This window comes from Mucilaginibacter sp. HD30, assembly GCF_054061755.1.
The window spans coordinates 2,194,562-2,217,515 of sequence record NZ_JBSSEO010000001.1 but is presented as its reverse complement, the minus strand read 5'-3'; the positions used below and the strand labels follow the sequence as shown (position 1 = coordinate 2,217,515).

The 22,954-nt window shown below is 40.7% G+C and carries 11 protein-coding genes; 7 read left to right on the top strand and 4 right to left on the bottom strand.

Going from position 1 to position 22,954, the window contains the following annotated elements; genetic code table 11:
• Positions 1 to 12: 12 nt before the first annotated feature.
• Together ACVW2L_RS10650 and ACVW2L_RS10645 are read right to left on the bottom strand one after the other, a co-directional pair.
• Complete coding sequence (locus ACVW2L_RS10650) at positions 13 to 1,296, bottom strand: efflux RND transporter periplasmic adaptor subunit (protein WP_457127946.1); 1,284 nt, start codon at positions 1,294 to 1,296, stop codon at positions 13 to 15.
• Between the two features lie 157 nt (positions 1,297 to 1,453).
• Positions 1,454 to 2,053, bottom strand: a complete 600-nt coding sequence (locus ACVW2L_RS10645; protein WP_457127945.1) for a TetR/AcrR family transcriptional regulator — start codon at positions 2,051 to 2,053, stop codon at positions 1,454 to 1,456.
• A gap of 285 nt (positions 2,054 to 2,338) precedes the next feature.
• On the opposite strand from ACVW2L_RS10645, the gene ACVW2L_RS10640 reads away from it, so the two are divergent.
• Genes ACVW2L_RS10640 through ACVW2L_RS10625 form a run of 4 tightly spaced genes read left to right on the top strand, consistent with a single transcriptional unit; the run spans position 2,339 to position 9,038 of the window.
• On the top strand, positions 2,339 to 3,568 hold the full coding sequence (locus ACVW2L_RS10640) for a Pycsar system effector family protein (protein ID WP_457127944.1): 1,230 nt from the start codon (positions 2,339 to 2,341) through the stop codon (positions 3,566 to 3,568).
• Between the two features lie 7 nt (positions 3,569 to 3,575).
• Positions 3,576 to 5,606, top strand: a complete 2,031-nt coding sequence (gene ppk1 / locus ACVW2L_RS10635) for a polyphosphate kinase 1 (protein WP_457127943.1) — start codon at positions 3,576 to 3,578, stop codon at positions 5,604 to 5,606.
• Positions 5,603 to 6,466, top strand: a complete 864-nt coding sequence (locus ACVW2L_RS10630) for an SdiA-regulated domain-containing protein (protein WP_457127942.1) — start codon at positions 5,603 to 5,605, stop codon at positions 6,464 to 6,466. Before ppk1 ends, ACVW2L_RS10630 begins: the two co-directional genes overlap by 4 nt.
• A 4-nt stretch (positions 6,467 to 6,470) precedes the next feature.
• Complete coding sequence (locus ACVW2L_RS10625; protein ID WP_457127941.1) at positions 6,471 to 9,038, top strand: BamA/TamA family outer membrane protein; 2,568 nt, start codon at positions 6,471 to 6,473, stop codon at positions 9,036 to 9,038.
• Positions 9,039 to 9,139: 101 nt separating this feature from the next.
• Here ACVW2L_RS10625 and ACVW2L_RS10620 read toward each other — a convergent pair whose 3' ends face one another.
• Together ACVW2L_RS10620 and ACVW2L_RS10615 are read right to left on the bottom strand one after the other, a co-directional pair.
• Positions 9,140 to 11,473: a GAF domain-containing protein gene (locus tag ACVW2L_RS10620; protein ID WP_457127940.1), complete on the bottom strand. Its 2,334-nt coding sequence runs from the start codon at positions 11,471 to 11,473 to the stop codon at positions 9,140 to 9,142.
• A gap of 103 nt (positions 11,474 to 11,576) precedes the next feature.
• A complete protein-coding gene (locus ACVW2L_RS10615) occupies positions 11,577 to 12,170 on the bottom strand; it encodes a phosphatase PAP2 family protein (RefSeq protein WP_457127939.1) in 594 nt (197 codons plus the stop codon).
• A 185-nt stretch (positions 12,171 to 12,355) separates the two neighbouring features.
• Between ACVW2L_RS10615 and ACVW2L_RS10610 the strand changes: the two genes are divergently transcribed.
• The 3 genes from ACVW2L_RS10610 to ACVW2L_RS10600 all read left to right on the top strand — a co-directional run bounded on the left by ACVW2L_RS10610 (position 12,356) and on the right by ACVW2L_RS10600 (position 22,860).
• Positions 12,356 to 16,621, top strand: coding sequence for a two-component regulator propeller domain-containing protein (locus tag ACVW2L_RS10610; RefSeq protein ID WP_457127938.1), 4,266 nt, complete (start codon positions 12,356 to 12,358; stop codon positions 16,619 to 16,621).
• Positions 16,622 to 17,063: 442 nt separating this feature from the next.
• On the top strand, positions 17,064 to 19,676 hold the full coding sequence (locus ACVW2L_RS10605; RefSeq protein WP_457127937.1) for a TIM-barrel domain-containing protein: 2,613 nt from the start codon (positions 17,064 to 17,066) through the stop codon (positions 19,674 to 19,676).
• Positions 19,677 to 19,698: 22 nt separating this feature from the next.
• Positions 19,699 to 22,860: a glycoside hydrolase family 2 TIM barrel-domain containing protein gene (locus ACVW2L_RS10600; RefSeq protein WP_457127936.1), complete on the top strand. Its 3,162-nt coding sequence runs from the start codon at positions 19,699 to 19,701 to the stop codon at positions 22,858 to 22,860.
• Positions 22,861 to 22,954 lie beyond the last annotated feature (94 nt).

Sequence of the window (22,954 nt, the reverse complement as noted above, 5' to 3'; positions counted from 1 at the left end):
CGTTAACTAATGTTAGTGGGCTACGTTTACCGCTACTTTTTCGGCTTTTTGTTGAGGATTGATAACTGCACCTTCCTGCAAGTGATCCACACCACTCAAAACAATCCTGTCGCCTGCTTTCACGCCATCTTTTACCAGATAGTTATCACCACTTTTGCCAATAATAGTGATAGGACGTTTTTCAACTTTATTACTGTCGGCTAGGGCAAATACAAACACTTTGTCCTGCATTTCAATGGTAGCAGATTCAGGCACTGTAAGCGCATCTTTATGTTGTAGCCCCAGGCGTATTTTGCCGGTGTTACCTGCACGTAATAGGCCTTCTGGGTTGGCAAAGCTGGCACGGATAGTTATAGCGGCGGTTGTTTTATCAAACTGCCCGTCTATCATATCTATCTTACCCTGTTTAGCATAAGAAGAATTGTCAGACAGCAGCAGTGTTACCAAAGGCAATTGTGCTATTTTTTCTTTTAAAGTACTCCCGCGGTATTGTTCCTTAAAGGCTACAAAATCTTTTTCACTTAACGAAAAGTAAGCATGTACTTCGTGAACATCAGATAATTGGGTTAGTTCCTGCACATCTGTAGGGCTTACCAGGCTACCTTGTTTTTTTAATAATCTGCCTATGTAACCGTTAACCGGTGCTTTGATCAAGGTATAACCTAAGTTAATTTGGGCGGTAGATACGTTAGCTTTGGCCTGCTCAATATTTGCCTTGGCTATATCATAAGCTGCCTTTGCGGCATTTAACTGATAATCTGATATCACCTTGTTTTGAACAAGAGGGGTAAATTTTTCGATCTCAAGTCGTGCGTTGGCTAAAGCTCCTTCGGCAGCGTGCTGAGTCGCTAAAGCATTGTTTAGCGCTGCACGGAACGGCTGTTCGTTAATTTTAAACAGTGGCTGGCCGGCATTTACATATGCACCTTCATCAACAAATACTTTATCTAACGAACCACTTACCTGTGGGCGAACCTCTACATTCACAACGCCTTCTATTGCGGCAGGGTATTCCTGATAAGTAGTTTTGGTTGTGGCGCTTACAGCAGCTACCGGTAGTGATTGCGGTGGCGCGGCCGCAGTTTGAGGTGCAGGAGAACAACTGGCTAAGGCTATAGCTACAATAGCGAGAAGAATAACTTTCATAATGTTTGTTTTTGTTGTGGGATGAATGGTGCCGACAGCCTTACGTATGCTGTCGAGATAAATTGTGCTCGGCTCGTCCGAGTTATTAACGGCGTAATATTTGTTAACAGCGTTAAATCTTAATCGCGAATTAAAACTATTTGATGTCATGATTTAGTTGATTAGAGTAGTATTAGAGAGATTAAATTATATTTTATATTACTTAGTTAGATTACTTAACACCGTTAGGTAATTGTTAAGATGATTGTACATTTCATAAGCGTATGTATTAAGTGATTAATATTATTTGATACTTGCCGCGAAAGCGCTATGGTTTTATAGTGCGGATAATCCCGCCTATAGCGTCTTTCAAAACTTCTTCGTTAATTCCGTCAGGAACTCCCTGTCTTACCAGGTTGATAGAGATTAACCCGTGTACCACTGACCAAAACGTATAGTAGCGTTTACAGATCAAATCTTCGGGCGGGTTTTCCAAACCGGTTAATTTGCCTATTACGTCCCATATCATATTAGCAGGTATCTCTGCCTCAGGAATCGCATTGTCCCAAATACAACAGTTTATTTCTATACCAAACATTAACTGATACAGTTCCTTTTCGGCAAACGCAAAGTTCCAGTAGGCCAGCCACATGTCTTCCAATTGCTTCTCAGGCAATGTATGCCTATCCATTGCTGCCTTAGTATCTTTAGCTAACATAAGGTAACCCTTTTTAGTCAGCTCAAGCATTAAAGCCTCTTTGTTAGCAAAGTATTCGTAAATAACAGGCGGTGTGTATTCTATAATATCCGCAATTTTACGCATACTTAAGGCCTGCCATCCCTCTTCTCGTCCAATACGCATAGCCGCATCCAGTATACTCTTCCGGGTGTCGTCTTTTAAGCGTTGTTTTCTATCCTTGCTTGCCATTATATCACTGCAGTAATTTATCTAACAGTGTTAGGCAAATATACAGGTGTTTAATTAAATTAATATTCATTGTTTTGTCATTTAGTTATTTTCAGTTAAACATACTTAAAATCAGCACAATGAGAGTTGTTGAGATTCCTTGTTTAGGGGCTGTATATGTATTTATAGCCATAAAGCTTTTTTAAACCGAGGCCAGATTCCGTTATCCTACCCGAATATTATTTAATTATCCATAAATAATTGTTAAAACACGTTAAATTTGAATACTGTCTTCGCTAATCACTTATGGAATTTAATCAACAGCTGGAAAATGTTAAACAGTACGTGCTGACGTATTTTGGTAAGCACCACGATAAGGACCTTGTTTATCATGATTTGCAGCATACAAAAAATGTTGTAGCCAATGCCACCCTAATTGCTAATCATTATCAGTTGAATGAGAGGGATTTTTTTGTGGTGGTTGCCGCTGCGTGGCTGCATGATATGGGCTATTTTATAGATAAAAAGAATCATGAAGAAGCAGGAGCAGTTGCCGCCAGTGATTTATTGAAACAGTTTAACGTAGATGCCGCGCTTATTGAAGAGGTGAAGGGATGTATCATCGCAACTAAATTACCGCAACAACCAACGGGTCTGTTGCAAGAAATTGTGTGCGATGCTGATCTGTTTCATCTTGGTACCGAAGAATTCGGAGATCGTAACAAACTTTTGCGAAAGGAAATTGGCCTTATTAAACATATTGATCTTGATAAAAAGCAGTGGCGGCAAAAGAATATAGAAATGCTGCAATCGCATAAATACTTTACAGATTATGCCAGACTCTTACTAAATAAACAGTACCAAAAAAACCTTGATAAATTATTAGCCAAGCAAAATGAAAACGTAGGTGAACCTATAGCAACCACTACCCAAACTGAGGTTGTTAAAACCGAACCTATGGCAAATGAGAAAAAAGCAAAGTCTGATAGACCCGAACGTGGTATTGAAACGATGTTCAGGATCACATCAGGCAATAATCAGCGTCTTAGTGATATGGCTGATAATAAAGCGCATATATTGATAACGGTAAATTCTATCATTATGTCGGCTATTATAAGCTTGGTTCTGCGTAAACTGGAGGAAAATAGTTTTTTAACCATCCCCACCTTTATATTGCTTACCATCAGTTTGCTCTCCATGACTTTTTCTATACTGGCAACGCGCCCATCAATACCCAAAGGTGTTTTTACACCCGATGATATTGCTCAAAAAAAGGTGAACCTGCTATTTTTTGGTAATTTTTACAAAATGCATCTGGAAGAATATACAGATGGTATGCTTAAGGTAATGGCTGATAAAGATTTTTTATACGGAACGCTTATCCGCGATGTGTATTCGCAAGGGGTGGTGTTGGGTCGAAAATACCGGCTATTGCGTACGGCTTATAATGTTTTTATGTTTGGGCTTATCATATCGGTGCTGGCTTTTATCATAGCGTCTGTTATCAACAATCATCTTGATGTAACGCGTCACTAAAACCAGCATGGCGAAATATTCTTTTTTTGACCGCGACTTGAGTTGGCTAAGTTTTAATGAACGTGTTTTGCAGGAAGCCGCTCATGAAAATGTACCGTTAATGGAGCGTGTTAATTTTCTGGCTATATTTTCATCTAATCTGGACGAGTTTTATCGCGTACGCATGCCTGTTTTATTAGCTATGGATAATTTGGGTAAGCTTAATGATACGGTATTTGATAATCCTTTATTAGCTGCTCAACAATACATTATGCGCCAGCAAAACGAGTTTGGGAGGATATTTACCGAGCGTATAATTCCATTGCTAAAAGATAATAATGTTCATTTATTATTTAATGAAGTTTTACCCAACGCTGTTACCGAAAAAATAAGCGATTACTTTTTGAGCCAGGTGATGGCTTTTTTAAATCCGGTAGAGCTATCGCTAAAAAGCAAGTTCTTCCCGCAGAATAACGAGCTGTACTTTTTAATCAATCTTTTAGAGAACGGCGCTGAAAAAACCATTGTACTTAACATTCCATCCGACCAGTTACCCCGATTTTTTAAGACAGAGGCAGATGGCATTACTTATGTAATTTTTTTAGACGACATTATCAGATATAACCTTGATAGACTATTTAAAAACGCAGCTATACAAGGTTGCTATTCGTTTAAAATTACCAGAGATGCAGAGCTTGATCTGAAAGATGAATATACCGGCGACATGGCCGATCAGATAGAGACGCAATTATCCAAACGCGATCTGGGTATAGCCACTCGTTTTTTACACCAACCAGGTATACCGTTGCGAACTTTAAATTTGGTTAGCGATAGTTGGGGAATCCCTGCAACCAGTGCGGTGCAAGGTGGTCTATATCATAATTTAAAAGACCTGTTTAGCCTGCCGGTTAATTTGCCGGCCTCACAATATAATAAATGGCCTGCATTACACAACCCCTTTAATGCAGATGAGCCAATATTTGACCAAGTTGAAAATCAGGATATATTGTTAAATACGCCATACCAATCTTACGGCACCATTCTTCGTTTTTTTAACGAAGCCGCCCTTGATGAGGCTGTTGAAGAAATATATGTTACTCTTTATCGGGTAGCCCGCGATTCTCGTATTGCCAATGCCCTTATCAATGCGGCATCTGCGGGCAAGAAAGTAACTGTGATGGTTGAGCTAAAAGCCCGGTTTGATGAGGCGAATAACATTAAGTGGGCAAAAAAAATGAAGTCGGCCGGCGTGGATATCATCTACAGTATAACTGCTTTAAAAGTACACGCTAAGGTAGCATTGGTAAAACGCCGGATAAACCATCGCGTAAAATATTATGGTCTATTAGCTACAGGCAATTTTAATGAAAACACTGCTGCTTTTTATACCGATCATATTTTAATGACGGCCAACGGTTCAATATTAAGAGAAATAGAACTGCTGTTTATTTTTCTGGCCCGACGTGAAAAGCCATCGGCGCCGAATATGATACGTTTTGATCATTTGCTGGTTGCCGGCTTCAATTTGCGACAGCGGTTTATGGATATGATAGACCGTGAGATTGCAAATGCAAATAAAGGTTTGCCCGCATCTATCCTTATCAAATTAAACAATTTGGAGGAACGTAAACTAATAAGTAAGCTTTATGATGCATCACAGGCGGGGGTCAAAGTTGATCTTATTGTGCGCAGCATTTGCTGCTTAATTCCGGGAGTGAAAGGCATGAGCGAAAATATAACCGTTAGGCGCATTGTTGATCGCTACCTTGAGCATGGTCGGGCATTTATATTTCATAATAATGGCCAGCCCGAGGTTTATATGGGATCGGCAGACTGGATGAACCGAAATATCTATCGTCGTATAGAGGTGTGTTTCCCAGTGTACAGCGAGCAAGTAAAAACGGAGATAACGGCCATCATCAAACTGCAATTGCAAGACAATGTCAAAGCCGTAATGCTGAATGATAAATTAGAAAGTGTTAAGATAGAACCCGGTATGCCGGCCATACAATCGCAGCGTGCGGTTTATGAAATGATAGATAACGCTTTAACTGTATGAAAAACCTGGATATATTGTATAAGCTGTTTTGTGTGTGCGGGATCATCATATCTGGCGTATCATGCAATGAGCAGCAGCGTTATGCTAGTCCGCAAGGTTATGACCTAAACAAGCCGGTTAAGTATTTTATGGCCGACGCATTAACAGAGATCTCGGGTATTACATTTTATCGCGGTAAAGCCGATATATTATATGCTGAGCAGGACGAAGAGGGAAGAGTTTATTCTCTTGATCTGAACGATCCGCATTTGATGTATACCAAATTTGATAAAAAAGGCGACTATGAGGATATTGCCATTTTAGGCGAAGAGGTAATTGTGCTACGCAGCGACGGCGCCTTATTTGTATTCCCGTTTAACCAAATTGGCAAACCTGATGCCGCTAACGTAAGAAAATGGGACCGCCTGCTACCTCCAGGCGAATACGAAGGGATGTATGCAGATGAGGAAACCGGTCAGTTATACATACTCTGTAAACATTGCAGCGAAGAAAAGACAAGCAAAGAAGGAGGCGGCTTTATCTTTAAACTGTTGCCAAACGGAACATTGAAACAAAGCGGGCAATTTGGTATAAATGTACGCGATATAGAGACGTTGTTAGGTAAAAAGAAAGTACAACTCCATCCATCGGCTTTAGCTAAAAACCCTAAAACTAACGAGTGGTATATACTATCATCCGTTAATAAATTATTGGTGGTTGCTGATGCAGGCTGGAAAGTTAAAGCAGTTTATCCGCTCGCGCCATCGTTGTTTTTGCAGCCCGAGGGTATAGCTTTTGATAATAAGAATAACCTATATATATCAAACGAAGGCGATAAGGCGACAAAGGCAACGGTGTTAAAATTCAACTATAAAAAGTAGAGGCATGGCGATAAAACAATACCAGGTAAGTATTTTAACTGTTTTTTTTGCAATGCTATCGGCGCAAAGTTTTGCACAAACTGATAGTGTTACGATAGCCATTGAACCAGCATATAACAAAGTGAGCGGGTTGCACCGTTTAATTTTTGGTGAGAGTTACCGACAACTTTGGGCCACGCCGGTTAAAATGAGAGTTTTTCACCTGGCTAAAGAGAAAGGCGGATTAAAAATTTTACAACGTGGCGGAGGCTTTCAAACTAAATCACTGCGGTTGGAAGATGCCAACGGGCAGGAGTGGGTTATACGAACCATTCAAAAATATCCTGAGAGGGTGCTTCCGGCTACTTTACGAAAGACAATAGCAGCCACCATTATTCAGGATCAGATCTCGGCCGAGCATCCATTCTCCGCTTTGGTAGTTCCGCCATTGGCAAAAGCGTTGAAAATACCCCATGCAAATCCAGAAGTGGTTTTTATTCCGGATGATCCGGCTTTTGGTGAGTATCGCGCCGACTTTGCTAACCAGGTGTTTTTGTTCGAAGAACGCGAGCCGCTTGATGCTAAGAAAACTGATAATACAGCCAAAGCCCAGGAGCGGTTACAGGAAGATAACGATAATGCAGTAGATCAAAAGACCGTGTTGCGGGCTCGACTTTTAGACATGCTGTTAGGCGATTGGGATCGACATGAAGATCAGTGGCGCTGGGAAAGAGTAAAAGGTGCTAATGGTACTGTTTATGAACCCGTACCACGCGACCGTGACCAGGTTTTTTATAACACTTCGGGAGTATTACCGTGGATGGTGTCTCATCATTTATTGATGAGCAAATTTCAAAGCTATGAAGACCATATCCGATCTGTTAACCGATGGAACTTAAACGCCCGTTATTTTGACCGCTATTTCTTAAACGGATTAAGTGAGCAGGATTGGGAAGCGGAGATTGCAAATGTTCAAAAAACGCTAACTGACGATTTGATCAGCAAGTCTGTTAAACTAATGCCGGCTACCATCTATGCCAACGGCGGTGACGAGTTGGTTAAGAAGATGATTGGAAGGCGCAACATCCTTAAAAAACAGGCTTTAAAGTATTACAAATTTATATCATCCACAGTTGAAGTACCCACATCTGATAAGAATGAATATTTTGACATTACCAATCAGGCTGATGGGAAAGTAAGCTTGGTTATCAATAAGATTAACAAGAATGGTAATAAAGAGCAGGTAACTTATCAGCGCACTTTTGATCCTTCGGTAACAGATGAGATCCGGCTGTACGGAATGGGTGGTGAAGATGCTTTTAAGATCCACGGAGAAAGTAATTCTCCTATCAAAATAAGAATGGTAGGCGGCGGCGATGAAGATACTTTCGCTGTTGACAGCACCATGAGAGGTAAAGGTAATCGATATGTTTATGACCGCTCAGATAAGAAAAACAATTTGCCCGAGGATAAAGTCAAGTTGCGTTTAGGCAGCGACAGTACCGTTAATAGTTACGACAAGTACAGTTTTAAATACGACTTTTTTCAACCCTTGATACTCGGCAGCTTTAACAAAGATTACGGACTACAGTTTATTGGCAACTTTATATGGCAAAAACAGGGTTTCCGTAAAGATCCATATGCTTACCGGCAAAGTCTTTTAGTAAATTATGGCTTCACTTATAATTCGCTGCTTTTAAATTATAACGGCATTTTTAAAAACGCGGTAGGCAAAAGCGATTTGGTAATTAACGCATTAAACAAAGGGCCAAACTATACCAGTAACTTTTTTGGAGTTGGTAATAACACCATTTTTGAAAATACCGGTAATCGTCGTTTACGTTATTACCAGAATATCTACAACTATACTGAAGCCGACATCCGCGTAAAACACACTTACGATAGTAAATGGAATATAAGCGGTGGCATTACCGCGCAATACTACAATGGGGATGAAGACGACAATACTGATCGTTTTTTAAACAACTACAACACGCTGCATCCAGACGAGAAGGTATTTGCTACACAAACAAATGCTGGTTTGGTTGCCAGCTTTGGTGTTGATACCCGTAACGTGGGTGCCATTCCGCATAAGGGAGTTTATTGGAACACTAATCTGTTAGCAGTAAAATCACTCAACACTAACTCACATACCTTCGGGCAAATTCAATCAGAGTTTAGCTTTTATGTTGATCCGCTTCGTGATTCTTTACTGGTGTTGGCAGTTCGTACCGGTGGCGGTACGTCTTTCGGTAGTCCCTCTTATTATCAGAAATTAAAGCTTGGCGGCAATCAAAACCTGCGCGGTTATTACATCGGCAGATTTACCGGCAAAAGTATGGTTTACAACAATATTGAGCTGCGCCTTAAAGTGTTAGATTTTGCATCATACCTGCTGCCCGGAACGCTGGGACTTGTAGGCTTTAATGATGTTGGCCGTGTATGGTCGCCGGGAGAAAAATCGTCGCAGTGGCATTTGGGCTATGGAGGCGGTGTTTACTTTTTACCGGCGCAGCTGATATTGATACAGGGCGTTGTTGGCTTTTCAAAAGAAGGAGCCTATCCGTATATACAGGCAGGATTTAGGTTTTAGCCCCCCTAAATCTCCCCCGGTGGGGATACTTTTTGAATTGATCCGAAATATTTATTCTGCTTGCAATCCAAGCGCTCCCTTAGGGGAGTGTTGGGTGGCGCTTATAGTTGTTCATACAACTTATCATATGAAGCTGCTCTGAGCGTTGCCAGATTTTGACCATGCAACACGCCAACCCGCAAGGCCTTTAAGCCTGATACTGCCTGCAGATCCTCTACCTCTAAATGCTCCACAGTGGTGTCAAGGATCCCTTCAGCCTGCAAAATTTTAATATATTTTTTGTATTCTGTAGCTTCTTCGGCTTTTGAATAAACAATGGTGATCTTTCCTGGTTTGGTTATCCTTTCATCTGAGCCTTTGATATGCGCTTTGTCAATTCGCTTTTTAATCACTTCGTAACGGATATTATAAGCGCCATCCACATCAAAATGCTTTTCATCCATACGAAACCGGATAGCAATAGGCGTGCTAAATACCAGTATTAATGATGTAACGCCTAATGGGTAAGGTAAAATACTTTTCAGATCAAACTGTTCTATTTCCATTTCGGCAATAACGCGCAGTTGCCACAGCCGTAGCCGCTTCAGGTGCTCCGGTTTAAACTCCAGCTTTGGGGCAATGGTTTGCCCCATGTACAAGTTATGCTCAATACCATCCGTTTTAAATCGCTCAAAATAATGCGGAAAGAAAGTTTGTATTTCGGCTTGCCTGGTATCAATTACGGTTGTTAATTTTTGATTGATAAGTGATAATGTCTTTTCGTAGTTTCTGCGCTCTTGATGAAAGTAACCCGTTTTTACATCAGCATTTAAAAAATATCTTTCTACATCTTTTTGTGCCGAGAGGGATCGAAGCAAAGGATAAACCTTTGTCTCAATATAATGTTGTATCTGTTGCTCAGTATCGGCACGGATATTTATGACCAGATCACCTGTAAAAGTGCGAAGATCAAATAAAATTTCTTCAATAGCCAGCGTTTTACCGGGCTTATTCAACTTGTCTAAAATAGCTAACAGTGCCTTTAGCTGGTTGCTCAGATCTGTTTGTACGCTTTTATTGCGCGTTAAGGATGACTCGCTGATATCCACTTGCCCATACAGCGGATAAACGTCTTTAAATGTTATTTCTTTTAAAGTGTAGTCGATACCTGCGTTAGCTTCGCTGATAAAGTTAACCGCCTCGCGTTTAAACTTCCAGTAAACACTTGGGTGCAGGGTAGTATAATGATCTTGTATCAACGCCTGAACCCTGTTTTGCATTTCCTGCATTTTGCGGGCAATGGTATCTACCAAAAATGGCATTATTATATCCAGTTTGTTAGCGGTAACGCTGTTGAGTTCTTTCTTGCGCGGCGAAACCAGTTCTAAAACCCCCAGTAATACGCCATCTTTTATTACCGGCGCCAAAACGAAACTCTGTATACCTTGCTTTATTAAGTGTTGCAGCAGCTTATTGTCGGGATATTCTTTTAGCATAGCATCAACATCTGAACCTGCAAAATAAGTCTGATCATGCATAATACACTGGTAAGGCTCACCACTTAAAACCGTTTCTGCCTCATCGCCCAACATGTAGCTGGTAAATTTCAATCCCACCGCTTTGTTGTTAAAATAACCTTCATCGGGGTCAAAACGCGAAAACCCAAAACGCAGATCGGGCAGGCGGAACATGGACCGAAACGAATCCTGCAGGCTTTCTTTAACAACCTCGGGCGGTTGCCTGCTTAACAGATCTTCCTTTAAGTTAGAAAGCGCGCTTTCTAAAGTTACGTCAACCAAGGTCATAATAACAAAGCCTTTAATTACCCAACGATTAACGGGAAATCGCTTTTTCCATAACGCAAGGTCATCATAGTTGTCAATTAACTCATCTATTTCCTGCTGGGTGATAACCGGCGACTCTTCTGTAGGCAGGATCTCTAAAAAGTCAGCATTGTATAAAATACGGTAATGCTTTACAAGGCCGTCGGCAGTAGGGATGTCATAAAAAAGCGGCTTGGCAAAATCCAGGTGGACATTATAAAATCTGCTTAAAATAATGCAGCAGCTTAATACATAATACTGATGCTCGTTAAAGTCGCGTATGTTGATAGTGAAATCGGGACCGGCATCATTTAAAATATTTTGAAAACGCTGGGTCTTGTTAAATATCAATGATTGATATGGGAGGCTTACGGCTTTTATTTCATTAAGTGTTAATATCTCGGGAAATAGGTCGGCCAGTAACTCGGCTATCAGAACCTCATTATCTGTGATCTGTTCAATTGATGTTATGCCCTCACGCAACTCCGGATGCTGGTTAACTCTGGCCAGCAGATCAACAGCATGTGCGCTACGCCAATCTCCGCTATTCGCGGCGGTAACTTCCAGTTGTTCTATTATTTTATAGAAAGAAAATTGAAAGCTTAAAGGTTTATCTGTGAGCAACGTAAGCATTAGGGTGTATTAAAAACGTGGCAAATTTAAATATAAAAATAACGCATTGGGCCAGTATGCCACTATATTACATAAGAATGAGAGACAGCAGTTTAATGACAAATTAAGGGTTTGCTTTTAAGAACGAAAGCGAAACCGCTGTGCCCGCCCCTAATAATGCCCCGCCTGCAACATCAGTAGGATAATGCACGCCCAGATACATGCGCGAATAACTTACCGATCCTGCCCATAAAAACGCCGGGGCAATAACATACCATTTTGGATATGCTACAGACAAAGCTGTAGCTGTAGCTATAGTAGAAGAAGTATGGCCCGAAGGAAAAGAATATTCTTGTGCCTGGTAAACAGGTACAATCTTAATATTCTGTACAAACGGTCTGGGGCGCTTAACCAAAACCTTAATTAATTGATTAAGCCCGTATGATATGGCAGTACTACTGGCCACGTACAATGCGTTTTCACGCATTTGCCGGTCATTGGCTATTATGCCGGCTGCCAAAAGTCCGGCCGGGATACCAATATCACCATAGCGGTAAGTATTTGAAAGAAATAACATAACCCCGGTTTTTTCTGGCGTGCGATGTTCTGCCAGACTGATCATAACTCTATCGTCCCACTTTTGTACCGGCGATTGCGCAAACCCGCTGCGTAAGCCAACAATAATAAAACACAGCAGTAAAAATCTCTTTTTAATCATAAAACCTCATAAAGCAATATAAATATTTAATAATTCCTTAGCCGGATAATGAACCAGTAGGTTTTTTTTATTAAACATATTTAATAAGCTTTTCGTAAACCGTATATTAACCCATTCCTAAAAGACTATCCTTTGTGCTAAAAGTACAAGTTATAGCTAATTATTGAGCCAATTATAAACAACAAATGTGCAAAAATACCATATATAGGTGTAGCCTGTGGCTAATTGTAATATTAACAAGTATATCTTGTTCTCAGCAACTATACGCACAACCAAATCTATCAGGCAAAAAGAACGTAAAGTTCACTCATATAACCACTGCAGACGGACTATCGCAAAGTACGGTTACATGCATGTTAAAGGATAAGTATGGCTTTATCTGGTTTGGTACCGAAGATGGATTGAATAAATATGATGGCTATCGTTTCACAATTTACCGCAATAAATTAAGTGATAAAAGTAGTGTTGCGGGCAATAGTATAACTGCACTTTATGAAGATAAGGCAGCCAATTTATGGATTGGTACTAAGGAAGGGTTAAGCAGGTACAATCGCGTTAATAACACTTTTATCAATTATCATGCAGACCCGCGTAATCCAAATACGTTAACTAATTCGAGTGTTAACGCTATATGCGAGGGCGAAAATGGTAATTTGTGGATAGGTACATTTATCAATCTTAACCTTTTGAACCCTAAAACAAATAAAGTTATCCAATATACAGCTGACGGTAAACCTGGAAGTTTAAGTAACACAAGAGTAACCGACATTTTAAGCGATAGCCTTGGGCGCCTATGGGTAGGCACCAACAATGGTTTAAATCTTTTTGATCCTAAAACCGGAAAATTCAAAATATACTATCACAACAATCTTGATAAAAATACGCTGAGCAGCAGTTATGTTAAAAGAATGGCTGATGCCGGGCATGGTAACCTTTTGATCGGGACCAATGATGCAGGGTTAGACATGTTTAATACCCAGACAGGCGTTATTAGCCACCACCTGGCAAAAAAAGGTGATACATTAAGCATCAGCCATAATAATGTTCATGCCATTGCAGCAACAAACGCAGGCAACTTCTGGATAGGTACAGAAGAAGGACTTGATTTTTATAATCTCAAGGATGATAAATTTACTACATATAAAAACTCTCCGGCTGATAATACCAGTTTAAACGGCTCGTCTATAAGGGCGGTACTTGTTGATGATTTAGGTACACTGTGGGCAGCGGCGAGTTCGGCGGGGATAAGTAAGTATGATAAAAGCTTATCATTATTTAAAGCATATCGCTATTTATACGGTGATAAAAGGGGGCTGTCCGGCAGAGAGGTAACTGCATTTGCCGACGCTGACAATGGTAACATTTGGGTAGGCACAGATGGTGGTGGGCTAAATTTGTTTGATACCAGGAACGAGACCTTTAGCTACTATCAATACCGGGAAAATGTCAGGAAGGGATTGTCTGCTAATAATATACTTACCATTCTAAAAAGCAAAAGCGGCAATCGTTTATGGATAGGTAGCTACACAGGCGGGTTAGACTTGTTTGATGTTGATAAAAACCAATATACCAACTTCACTAAGGGAAATAGCGCCAATCAATTATCAGACGAAAGAGTGTTTGCTTTAATGGAAGACAGTAAAAATAATTTGTGGATAGGTACCAATGGGGGCGGAGTTAATATACTTGATCCAACTTTAACTAAAGTAACCAGGCTTAAAAGTGAATTTAATAATAACAAAACCATAAGCAACGATGTAATACGGTGCTTTTATGAAGATAGAAATGGCGACGTATGGATTGGTACTTATAACGCCGGAATTAGTGTTTACCGTGCGGCAACGCATACTATTAGCAGACTTAATAAAGCTAACAGTAATCTCTCAAACAATATTATTTTTGCTATTATCAGCGACAAGAATGGGAAGATTTGGGTGGCTACCGGCGGAGGTTTAAATGAATTTTTACCGGGTAAAAATCAGTTTAAAGCATATACAGCCGCCGATGGACTTGCTAATAACAATATTTACAGTATGGTTTGTGATACTGAAAATTACTTGTGGTTAAGCACCAGTATGGGAATAAGCCGCTTTGATAATGAAAAAAAAACCTTTAAAAATTTTACATTAAAAAACGGCTTACAAGACCATGAGTTTAAATTAAATGCTGGTTTTAGATCCGTTTCGGGCGAGATTTATTTTGGAGGTGTTAATGGTTTCAACCGTTTTGATCCAGCTTCTATTGTAGAAAATAAAAATATTCCAAAGGTGATAATAACAGGTTTTGAATTATTTAACAAACCTGTAGTAGCCGGGGTAGCTAATTCGCCGTTAAGGCAGTCTATTAGTGATGCCCGCGTTATCACTTTAAATCATGCACAATCAATATTTACATTTGAATTTTCGGCTTTAAATTATACCGTACCAGAAGATAATAGCTATGCGTATATGCTGGAGGGTTTTGAAACAGATTGGAACTATGTGGGCAGTCAACACCGGGCTACATACACTAATCTTAACGCCGGCACATACACTTTTAGGGTTAAGGCCGCTAACAACGATGGTGTTTGGAATGAAACGGGTACTGCTATAAAAATTATAATATTGCCACCATTTTGGTTAACGTGGTGGTTTAAGTCATTGGTGATATTGTTTATTATTTGTATGTTATATATTATATATAATTACAGGATAAGAATCATCAAGGCCCAAAAACTTGTATTGGAGAGGCAAGTTACAAAACGTACACAGGAGGTGCTGAAACAAGCAGAGGACCTGAAAAAGTTAAATAACGACTTAATAGAACAAACCGAAGAGCTGCAAACTTTAAACGAAGAGTTGCATGAGCAACGCATGCAGGAGGAGAAGGCCCATGCTGCTGCCGAGCAGGCAAGATTGGATGCCGAACAGGCAAACAAAGCCAAAAGCATATTTTTAGCTACTATGAGCCATGAAATACGTACACCAATGAACGGTGTTATCGGAATGGCGGCATTGTTGGGTGAAACAAATCTTAATGAAGAGCAGCACGAGTACGCAGAAACAATTATTCATAGCGGCGAAGCTTTATTAAACGTAATTAATGGCGTACTTGATTTTTCAAAGATTGAGTCGGGTAAGATGGATCTGGACCCACATGAATTCGAACTGAGGGTGTGTATTGAGGAAGTATTTGATCTATTTGCCAAAAAAACCACCGAAAACAATATCGATCTTATTTATCAGATCGATTACCGGTTGCCATCTTTACTTATTGCTGATGGTATGCGCTTACGGCAAATATTAATTAATCTGGTAAGCAACGCCATTAAATTTACACACCAAGGCGAAGTTTTTTTAAATGTCATGTTAGTCAATCAGCTTGATAACGAGTTAGAGCTGGCTTTTGAAGTGGTTGATACAGGCATAGGCATACCTGAAGAAAAGTTGCCTCAATTGTTTGAGGCATTTACTCAGGTCGACTCGTCAATAACACGTAAATATGGCGGTACAGGTTTAGGGCTGGCAATAAGTAAACGCCTTATTCAATTAATGGGCGGCTCAATAACTGTTGAAAGCAAGGAGGGCAAAGGTACCAGATTCAGATTTACTATGAAATGTGATGCATTACAGCATGACCGTCTGGAGGCATCCACACTTCCTGATGTTAAAGATAAAAACATACTAATTGTTGATGATAATACAACCAACTTAAAAGTACTAAAATCTCAGTTGGAGGTATGGAATTTAAATACTACTTCAACCCACTCCGCAGCAGAGGCACTGGAGCTTTTAAAAGCCGGGAAACCCTTTGATATGGTAATTACCGATATGCAAATGCCCGAAATGGACGGCCTTACTTTTACCCGGGTGGTTAAAAAAGCGTATCCTCAGCTACCGGTTATTTTATTAAGTTCGGTAGGTAACGAATCGCAAAAAAACTATCCCAACTTATTTGCAGCTACGCTAACCAAACCGGTTAAGCAGCACCACCTAAGCATGGCTATACAAAATGAGTTTAAGCACAAACAGTATTTGAGCAGCAATGAGCACAAACCCGTTTCTGTTTTATCGGTTGATTTTGCCGTTGCTAATCCGATAAGTATTTTAGTAGCCGAGGACAACCTGATCAATCAAAAACTTATAATGAGAATTTTAGAAAAGCTTGGATTTGAAGCGACACTGGCAAATAACGGACAGGAGGTGTTGAATGAACTTCATAAGAAAATGCATGATATTATACTGATGGATATACAAATGCCCGAATTAGATGGACTACAAACCACACGTAGTATACGTAAAATGGACCATATTGATCAGCCATATATTATAGCTATGACAGCTAATGCTATGCCCGAAGATCGCGAAGAATGCTTTGCAGCGGGCATGGACAATTATGTTTCAAAACCGGTCAAACTCGAGTTGTTGGTAAATGCGTTACATGAGGGTTATGAAGCAAAACGCCACGGTTAACCATTATCAGGGAGTGGAGATAATCCGGAAATTCAATCGATAATAATACTACTTAAGATTACCTATTCATAAGGGTAATATTCCTTAATAAATGGGTAATTACATTAATTTTTAAGTGAGTAAATAAATGTTAATTCGAAAAGCCAATTAAAGTTTTAAGTATAACAAATTACAGGCATTCCTTAATTTATTTATGTAAATCCTATACGATGAAAGTATTAAATAAATATTCGCGGTTAGGGGTTGTTTTAATCAGTTTTAGAAAATAAAATGCGAATCGGTTTTAATCATCGAATGGCATTAAAGACGAACCTGACGTGTAAGCGTTAACACACTCAGGCTTCATTTTAGTATAAGCGGGTTAAGCCGCGTTATCAATAGATGCGCGGCTTTATTATTGACACAAGGTTGCCTGCAAAGGATATAAATACAATATAAAAAAATGATCAAAAAAGTTTTAATTTTCATAACGGCCCTGCTGCCTGCAGTAACCTTTGCTCAGACGTACAAAAAGCACACTTTTACCAAGGAAAAATTATCCATTCAGTTATCCGAAGGGGTATTAAACATTATCCCTTTAACGGATAAATCTATCCGCGTGCAATGGCAAAAAGATCTCCCCGCTGAGAAGCTGGAGTTTGTTTTGATCAATAAACAAACTGCGCCCGCATTTAAAGTTACAGAAACACCCGGGCAATTAAAGTTAAGTACCAAAGCGGTAACGGTGTTATTTGATAAAAAAAGCAGCACGCTTACTTATACCAACAGCGCAGGTAAAGTGTTTTTAAGCGAAAAAGCCAACAGCCGTAAATTGATACCCGGCACCACAATGGGCGAGGCTTCTTACTCGGCAGAGCAAGCGTTTAACTCGCCTGCTGATGAATACGTATTTGGCTTAGGGCAGTTTCAGGATGGATATTATAATTTGCGCAATGTATCACGCAAGCTCATCCAGGTTAATACGCAAATCGCTATCCCATTTATTTATTCAAGCAAAGGCTATGGTATTTTATGGCACCAATATGGGTTAACCCAATTTAACCCGACTGATAATTTTGTTGAGCTTGCAAAAAAAGATACTAATGCTGTAAAAGTAAATGATGCCGATGTTACAACTACCTCAGGAACGCAGCGAGTATCGCAGCAACAGGCTTTGCATGTTGGAAAATTCAGGGTAGAAAAAGACGGCGACTACACTTTTATGCTTGACTTAGGGGATATGGATAGCCGCCATTTACTCGTTATTGACGGCGTTGCAAAGATAGATCAGGCAAACCAGTGGCTGCCACCTGCTGTAAGTAAGATCATCAGCCTTAAAGCAGGGGAGCATACTGTTCAGGTGTTATGTAAAGCATCAAACAAACAACCAAAATTATCGTGGAAACCAGTTGCAAATGAAAGCGTATTCCGCTCACCTAATGCAAAATCTTTAGATTATGTGGTGTTTTACGGTGGGGCAGATGAAGTGATAAACAACTACCGCAATCTCTCTGGCACAGTGCCAATGCTGCCGTTGTGGGCGTATGGATTTTGGCAGTGCCGTGAGCGTTATACATCAGGCAAACACCTGGTTGAAACTATTAAAGAGTTTAGAAAAAGAAATCTGCCCGTTGACGTGATAGTGCAAGACTGGCAGTATTGGGGTAAATACGGTTGGGGCGTACCTAAGTTTGATGAGACCAATTACCCAAATCCCGAAGGCTTTATAAAGGAACTACATGACCTGAATTCGCATTTCTCTGTATCGGTATGGGAAAACCTTGATAAAAAGTCAGACATAGCTAAGCCTTACCTTGAAAAAAATCTGTACCTGGCTAATAGCCCGTGGATAGATATTTACAATCCTGAAACGCAAAAAACACATTGGGCTGCTCTAAATGACAATTTGTTTGCCAAAGGAGTTGATTCATGGTGGATGGATGCTACTGAACCCGAGAACGATGCTTTGGTTGGAAAGCAAACCTATTTTGGCGCCGGCGAGTTTTACAGGCTAACCTATCCTTTGTTTGTAAGCAAGGCCGTTTATGAAGGCCAGCGCGCTGCCGACCCTAATAAAAGGGTAACTATATTAACCCGCTCAGCATTTCCTGGTCAGCAACGCTTTGGTACCATTAACTGGTCTGGTGATATTGGCTGGAATTGGGATACCTTCAAACGTCAAATCGTAGCCGGTTTAAACTACAATCTTACCGGCATGCCATACTGGACAACTGATATCGGTGGTTTCTTCCGTCCGGGCAGGGGGCAGTATACTGATGAAAAATATCATGATATATTAACCCGTTGGTTCCAGTTTGGTACGTTCAATGCCATATTCCGCATACACGGCTATCAAACCGAAACTGAACCATGGAAATACGGTGAGAAAGTGGAAGGCAATATGCGCAACATGATGAATTTAAGGTATCGTTTAATGCCGTACATCTATTCAGAAGGTTGGGAGGTGTCTAAACATGGCTCAACCATTATGCGCCCGCTGGTTATGGACTTTGCTGATGATGCTAAAGCTGTGCAACAAGAGTATCAATACATGTTCGGTAAATCATTTTTGGTTGCTCCAATTACCGCCACTGGTGTAACCGAGTGGGATGTATATCTCCCGAAAGCCGCAGGATGGTATGATTACTGGACAGGCAAACTCTATACTGCAGGGCAAACTGTTAAAGCAGCAGCACCACAGGATAAGATCCCGGTTTTTGTAAAAGCCGGTTCAATAGTGCCAATGGCTAAGCAAATGCAATATACAGGCGAGAAATCGCTTGATGTATTGGAGGTAAGGGTATACAAAGGTGCTGACGGAGCCTTCTCTTTATACGAAGATAAAGGCGACGGATATGACTATGAAAAAGGTGCATATACCACCATACCTTTTAAATGGAACGAAAAAACGCAAACCCTGGCTATTGGGGCAAGAGCAGGCGCTTATCCAAACTATTTAAAAAGCCGTACATTTAATATCGTAATTGTGAGTGAAAAAAATGGTGGCGGCATTGATGAAGGTACCACGGCTAAAAAGATCACTTACACAGGTAAACCAGTTTCTGTAAAAATTTAATTTATAAATCACCATTTTATTTATGTTCCATTCAGGATTTTCTATTAAGCGCCTTTTTTTTGCGGGCATTTTCTTAGCAACAATAACTAACATTAGTAATGCTCAAACAGCGCTTAGGGCTGGTATTGATTTCCCTGCTGAAATAGAAAATCCGGAAATAACAGGCATCAACAAAGAAGCCTACCATGCTACGTTAATGCCTTATGCAAATTTGCAGGAGGCTCTTGTAGCTAAAAGGCATTCTTCAACATTTGCTCGTAGCCTTAATGGCAAATGGAAATTTAACTGGGTAGCCAGCCCTGAAAAACGCCCGGTTGATTTTTATAAGCAAGATTTTGACGTATCTAAATGGTCCGATATATCGGTGCCTTCCAATTGGGAAGTACAGGGCTATGGTACACCGTTTTACCGTAACCTGGGCTATACCATAAAAAAGGATTTTCCGCATGTGATGAGCGAGCCTGATAAAAGATATACCGCCTTTAACGAGCGTAACCCGGTAGGTAGCTACAAAAGAAACTTTGACCTTCCTGCTGAATGGGCAGGTAGAAGGGTTTTTGTAACTTTTGATGGCGTGGACGCAGGTTTCTTTCTTTGGGTAAACGGACAAAAGGTAGGCTTTAGCGTGAATAGCCGTAATGCTGCCGAGTTTGACTTGACCAAATATTTAAAACCTGGCACTAATACAATTGCCGCCGAGGTTTATCAATACACATCAGGAACGTGGCTGGAAGATCAGGATATGTGGCGTTTGCACGGTATTTTCCGCAATGTTACTTTATGGAGTTCACCGCAAACGCACATCCGCGACTTTTTTGTAAAACCGGAGCTTGATGCCGCTTACCGCGACGCAACGGTTCAGGTATCAGCTAAAATAAAAAACTACGGCGATAACGCTACAAAAGCACAAACTTTAACGGCCACTCTTTATGACAATACAGGCAAAGAAATTGCTAAGGGAAATGTAGCCGGAGGCGCATTAAATACGAACCAGGAACAGGAACTTACGATTACTTTTCCGGTTACCAACCCAGCTAAATGGACGGCTGAAACACCAACGCTATATACCGCTGTATTAACTACGGGTGAGGGCGAGATCATTTCTCAAAAAATCGGTTTCCGTAAGATTGAGATCAAGGGGCGTATATTCATGGTAAATGGTGTACCTATCAAACTAAAAGGTGTTAACCGCCACGAACATTGGTCGGACGTTGGCCACGCTGTTACCGAGGAGCAAATGATACGCGACCTTGAAGTTATAAAACAAGGAAACTGTAACCACATACGTACCTCTCACTATTCCAATGACCCGCGCTGGTATGAGCTTTGCGATGAATGGGGCATTTGGCTGGTTGCAGAAGCAAATATGGAATACCACGGTTACGACCGTAAGTTTGACGAAGAACCAACTATGAAGGCGGCTATAGTTGACCGCAATGTGGCCAACGTAGAAAATTTTAAAAATCATCCATCAATAATCATATGGTCGCTAGGTAATGAGGGCGGTATAGGCGGTACCAACGTTGGCGCTGCGCTTACAGCAATTAAAGCGATTGATCCTTCGCGCCCAACGCATTATGAGCGTTATGGTACAGGTAAGGGCAATCCTACCGATCTGGACGGCAGAATGTACGGCACAGCTGAAGACTACCTTAGAATTGCCCAAGATAAAAATCTTACCAAACCCTTATACATCTGCGAGTTTGTGCATGCCATGTTCAACTCAATGGGTTCATTAGATACTTACTCGGATCTGTTTGATACTACTCCTGAAATTTTGGGCGGCGCAATTTGGGAGTTTCAGGATCAGGCGTTATGGAATAGGCGTGATCCTAAACACCCTATTTTGGCTTATGGTGGTGGTTTTGGCGAGTTTCCTAATGACCACTATTTCATCCACAAAGGCGTAGTTGCCTGGGATAGAAAAACGGTTAAGCCGCACTATCCGGAAATGAAAAAGGCGTTTCAATGGATAAGCACTGATCTTACCGATGCTGTTACAGGTGCTATCCGTATTCGTAACAAGTTTGAATTTGTTGCCTTAGAGGGGATAGAGGGCGTATGGAGCTTGACTGAAAATGGTGTTGAGATAAGCAAAGGCACATTTATAGTACCAAGAGTTGGCGCACGCAGAGATGGCAGGGCAACAATCCCATACAAAATAGAGCATCCTAAACCAGGGGCAGAGTACTACCTGCGTGTATCATACAATCAGGACCATAAAACCTTATGGGCTGATAAAGGCTTTGAGATTGCCTGGGATCAGTTCAAAGTGCCGGTTAACACTATAGCAATTGTAGAAGCTAAATCAACCAAGCCTGTCGCCTTAAGCCAAACGCCGCAGCTTATAAAAGTTACAGGGCAGGGTTTCTCGCTGGGCTTTGATAAACAGACCGGACAAATGAGCCAATTGATTAAAGGTGGTGTTAATATGTTAATAGCTGGTGGCGGCCCTAAAGTACACCTTTGGCGTGCTGCTCACCGTAATGATGATATGTGGGCCAATTCTGTTTGGGAAAAATATGGCGTAAATAAGCTTCAATTTTCGCTGGTGGACATCAAAGCACAGGCGGTGGATATGTTCACGGTTAAGGTAACCTCAACCGTTAGAGCAGAAGGAAAAGAAGGATTTGGCGTTTATCATACTGCTACTTATTTAATTAAAGGAGATGGATCTGTAATCGTGGATAACGATATGCAATTTGAAGGAATGCAGATAAGCCTTGGTAGGATAGGGGTACGCATGTTGCTTAACAAGGACCTTGACCACATGAAGTATTTTGGCAGGGGGCCACTAGAGAATTACAATGACCGTAAAAGCTCGGCCGATGTTGGATTGTATGAATTAGGCGTTAATGACCAGTATGAATATGAAAAACCGATGGACAGAGGTAATCATGAAGAAGTACGTTGGGTTGAGTTTGTTGGTGGAAAGACACCTTCACTCAAAATAAAGAGCGATGCCAACCTTATGCAGGTATCGGCATTGCCGCATACCGATGAGCAGATGTTTCCGGTTGAGTACAAAATAGATCTGCCACCAAGCACAGCTACGGTGTTTTGTTTGTCTACGAAAACACTGGGTGTTGGTTCTGCAAGTTGCGGCCCAAGGCCGTTGGATAAGTTCCAGGTGTGGGCGAATAACACCAGGTTTAGTTATACATTAAATTTAGTATCTAAATAAGAATTTTAACATTGTAACAATGTTGCTAAGGTGGATGGGCCCCCTTAGCATTATACATTAAACTTTGTTTACTTTTAATAAACCAACAAACCAG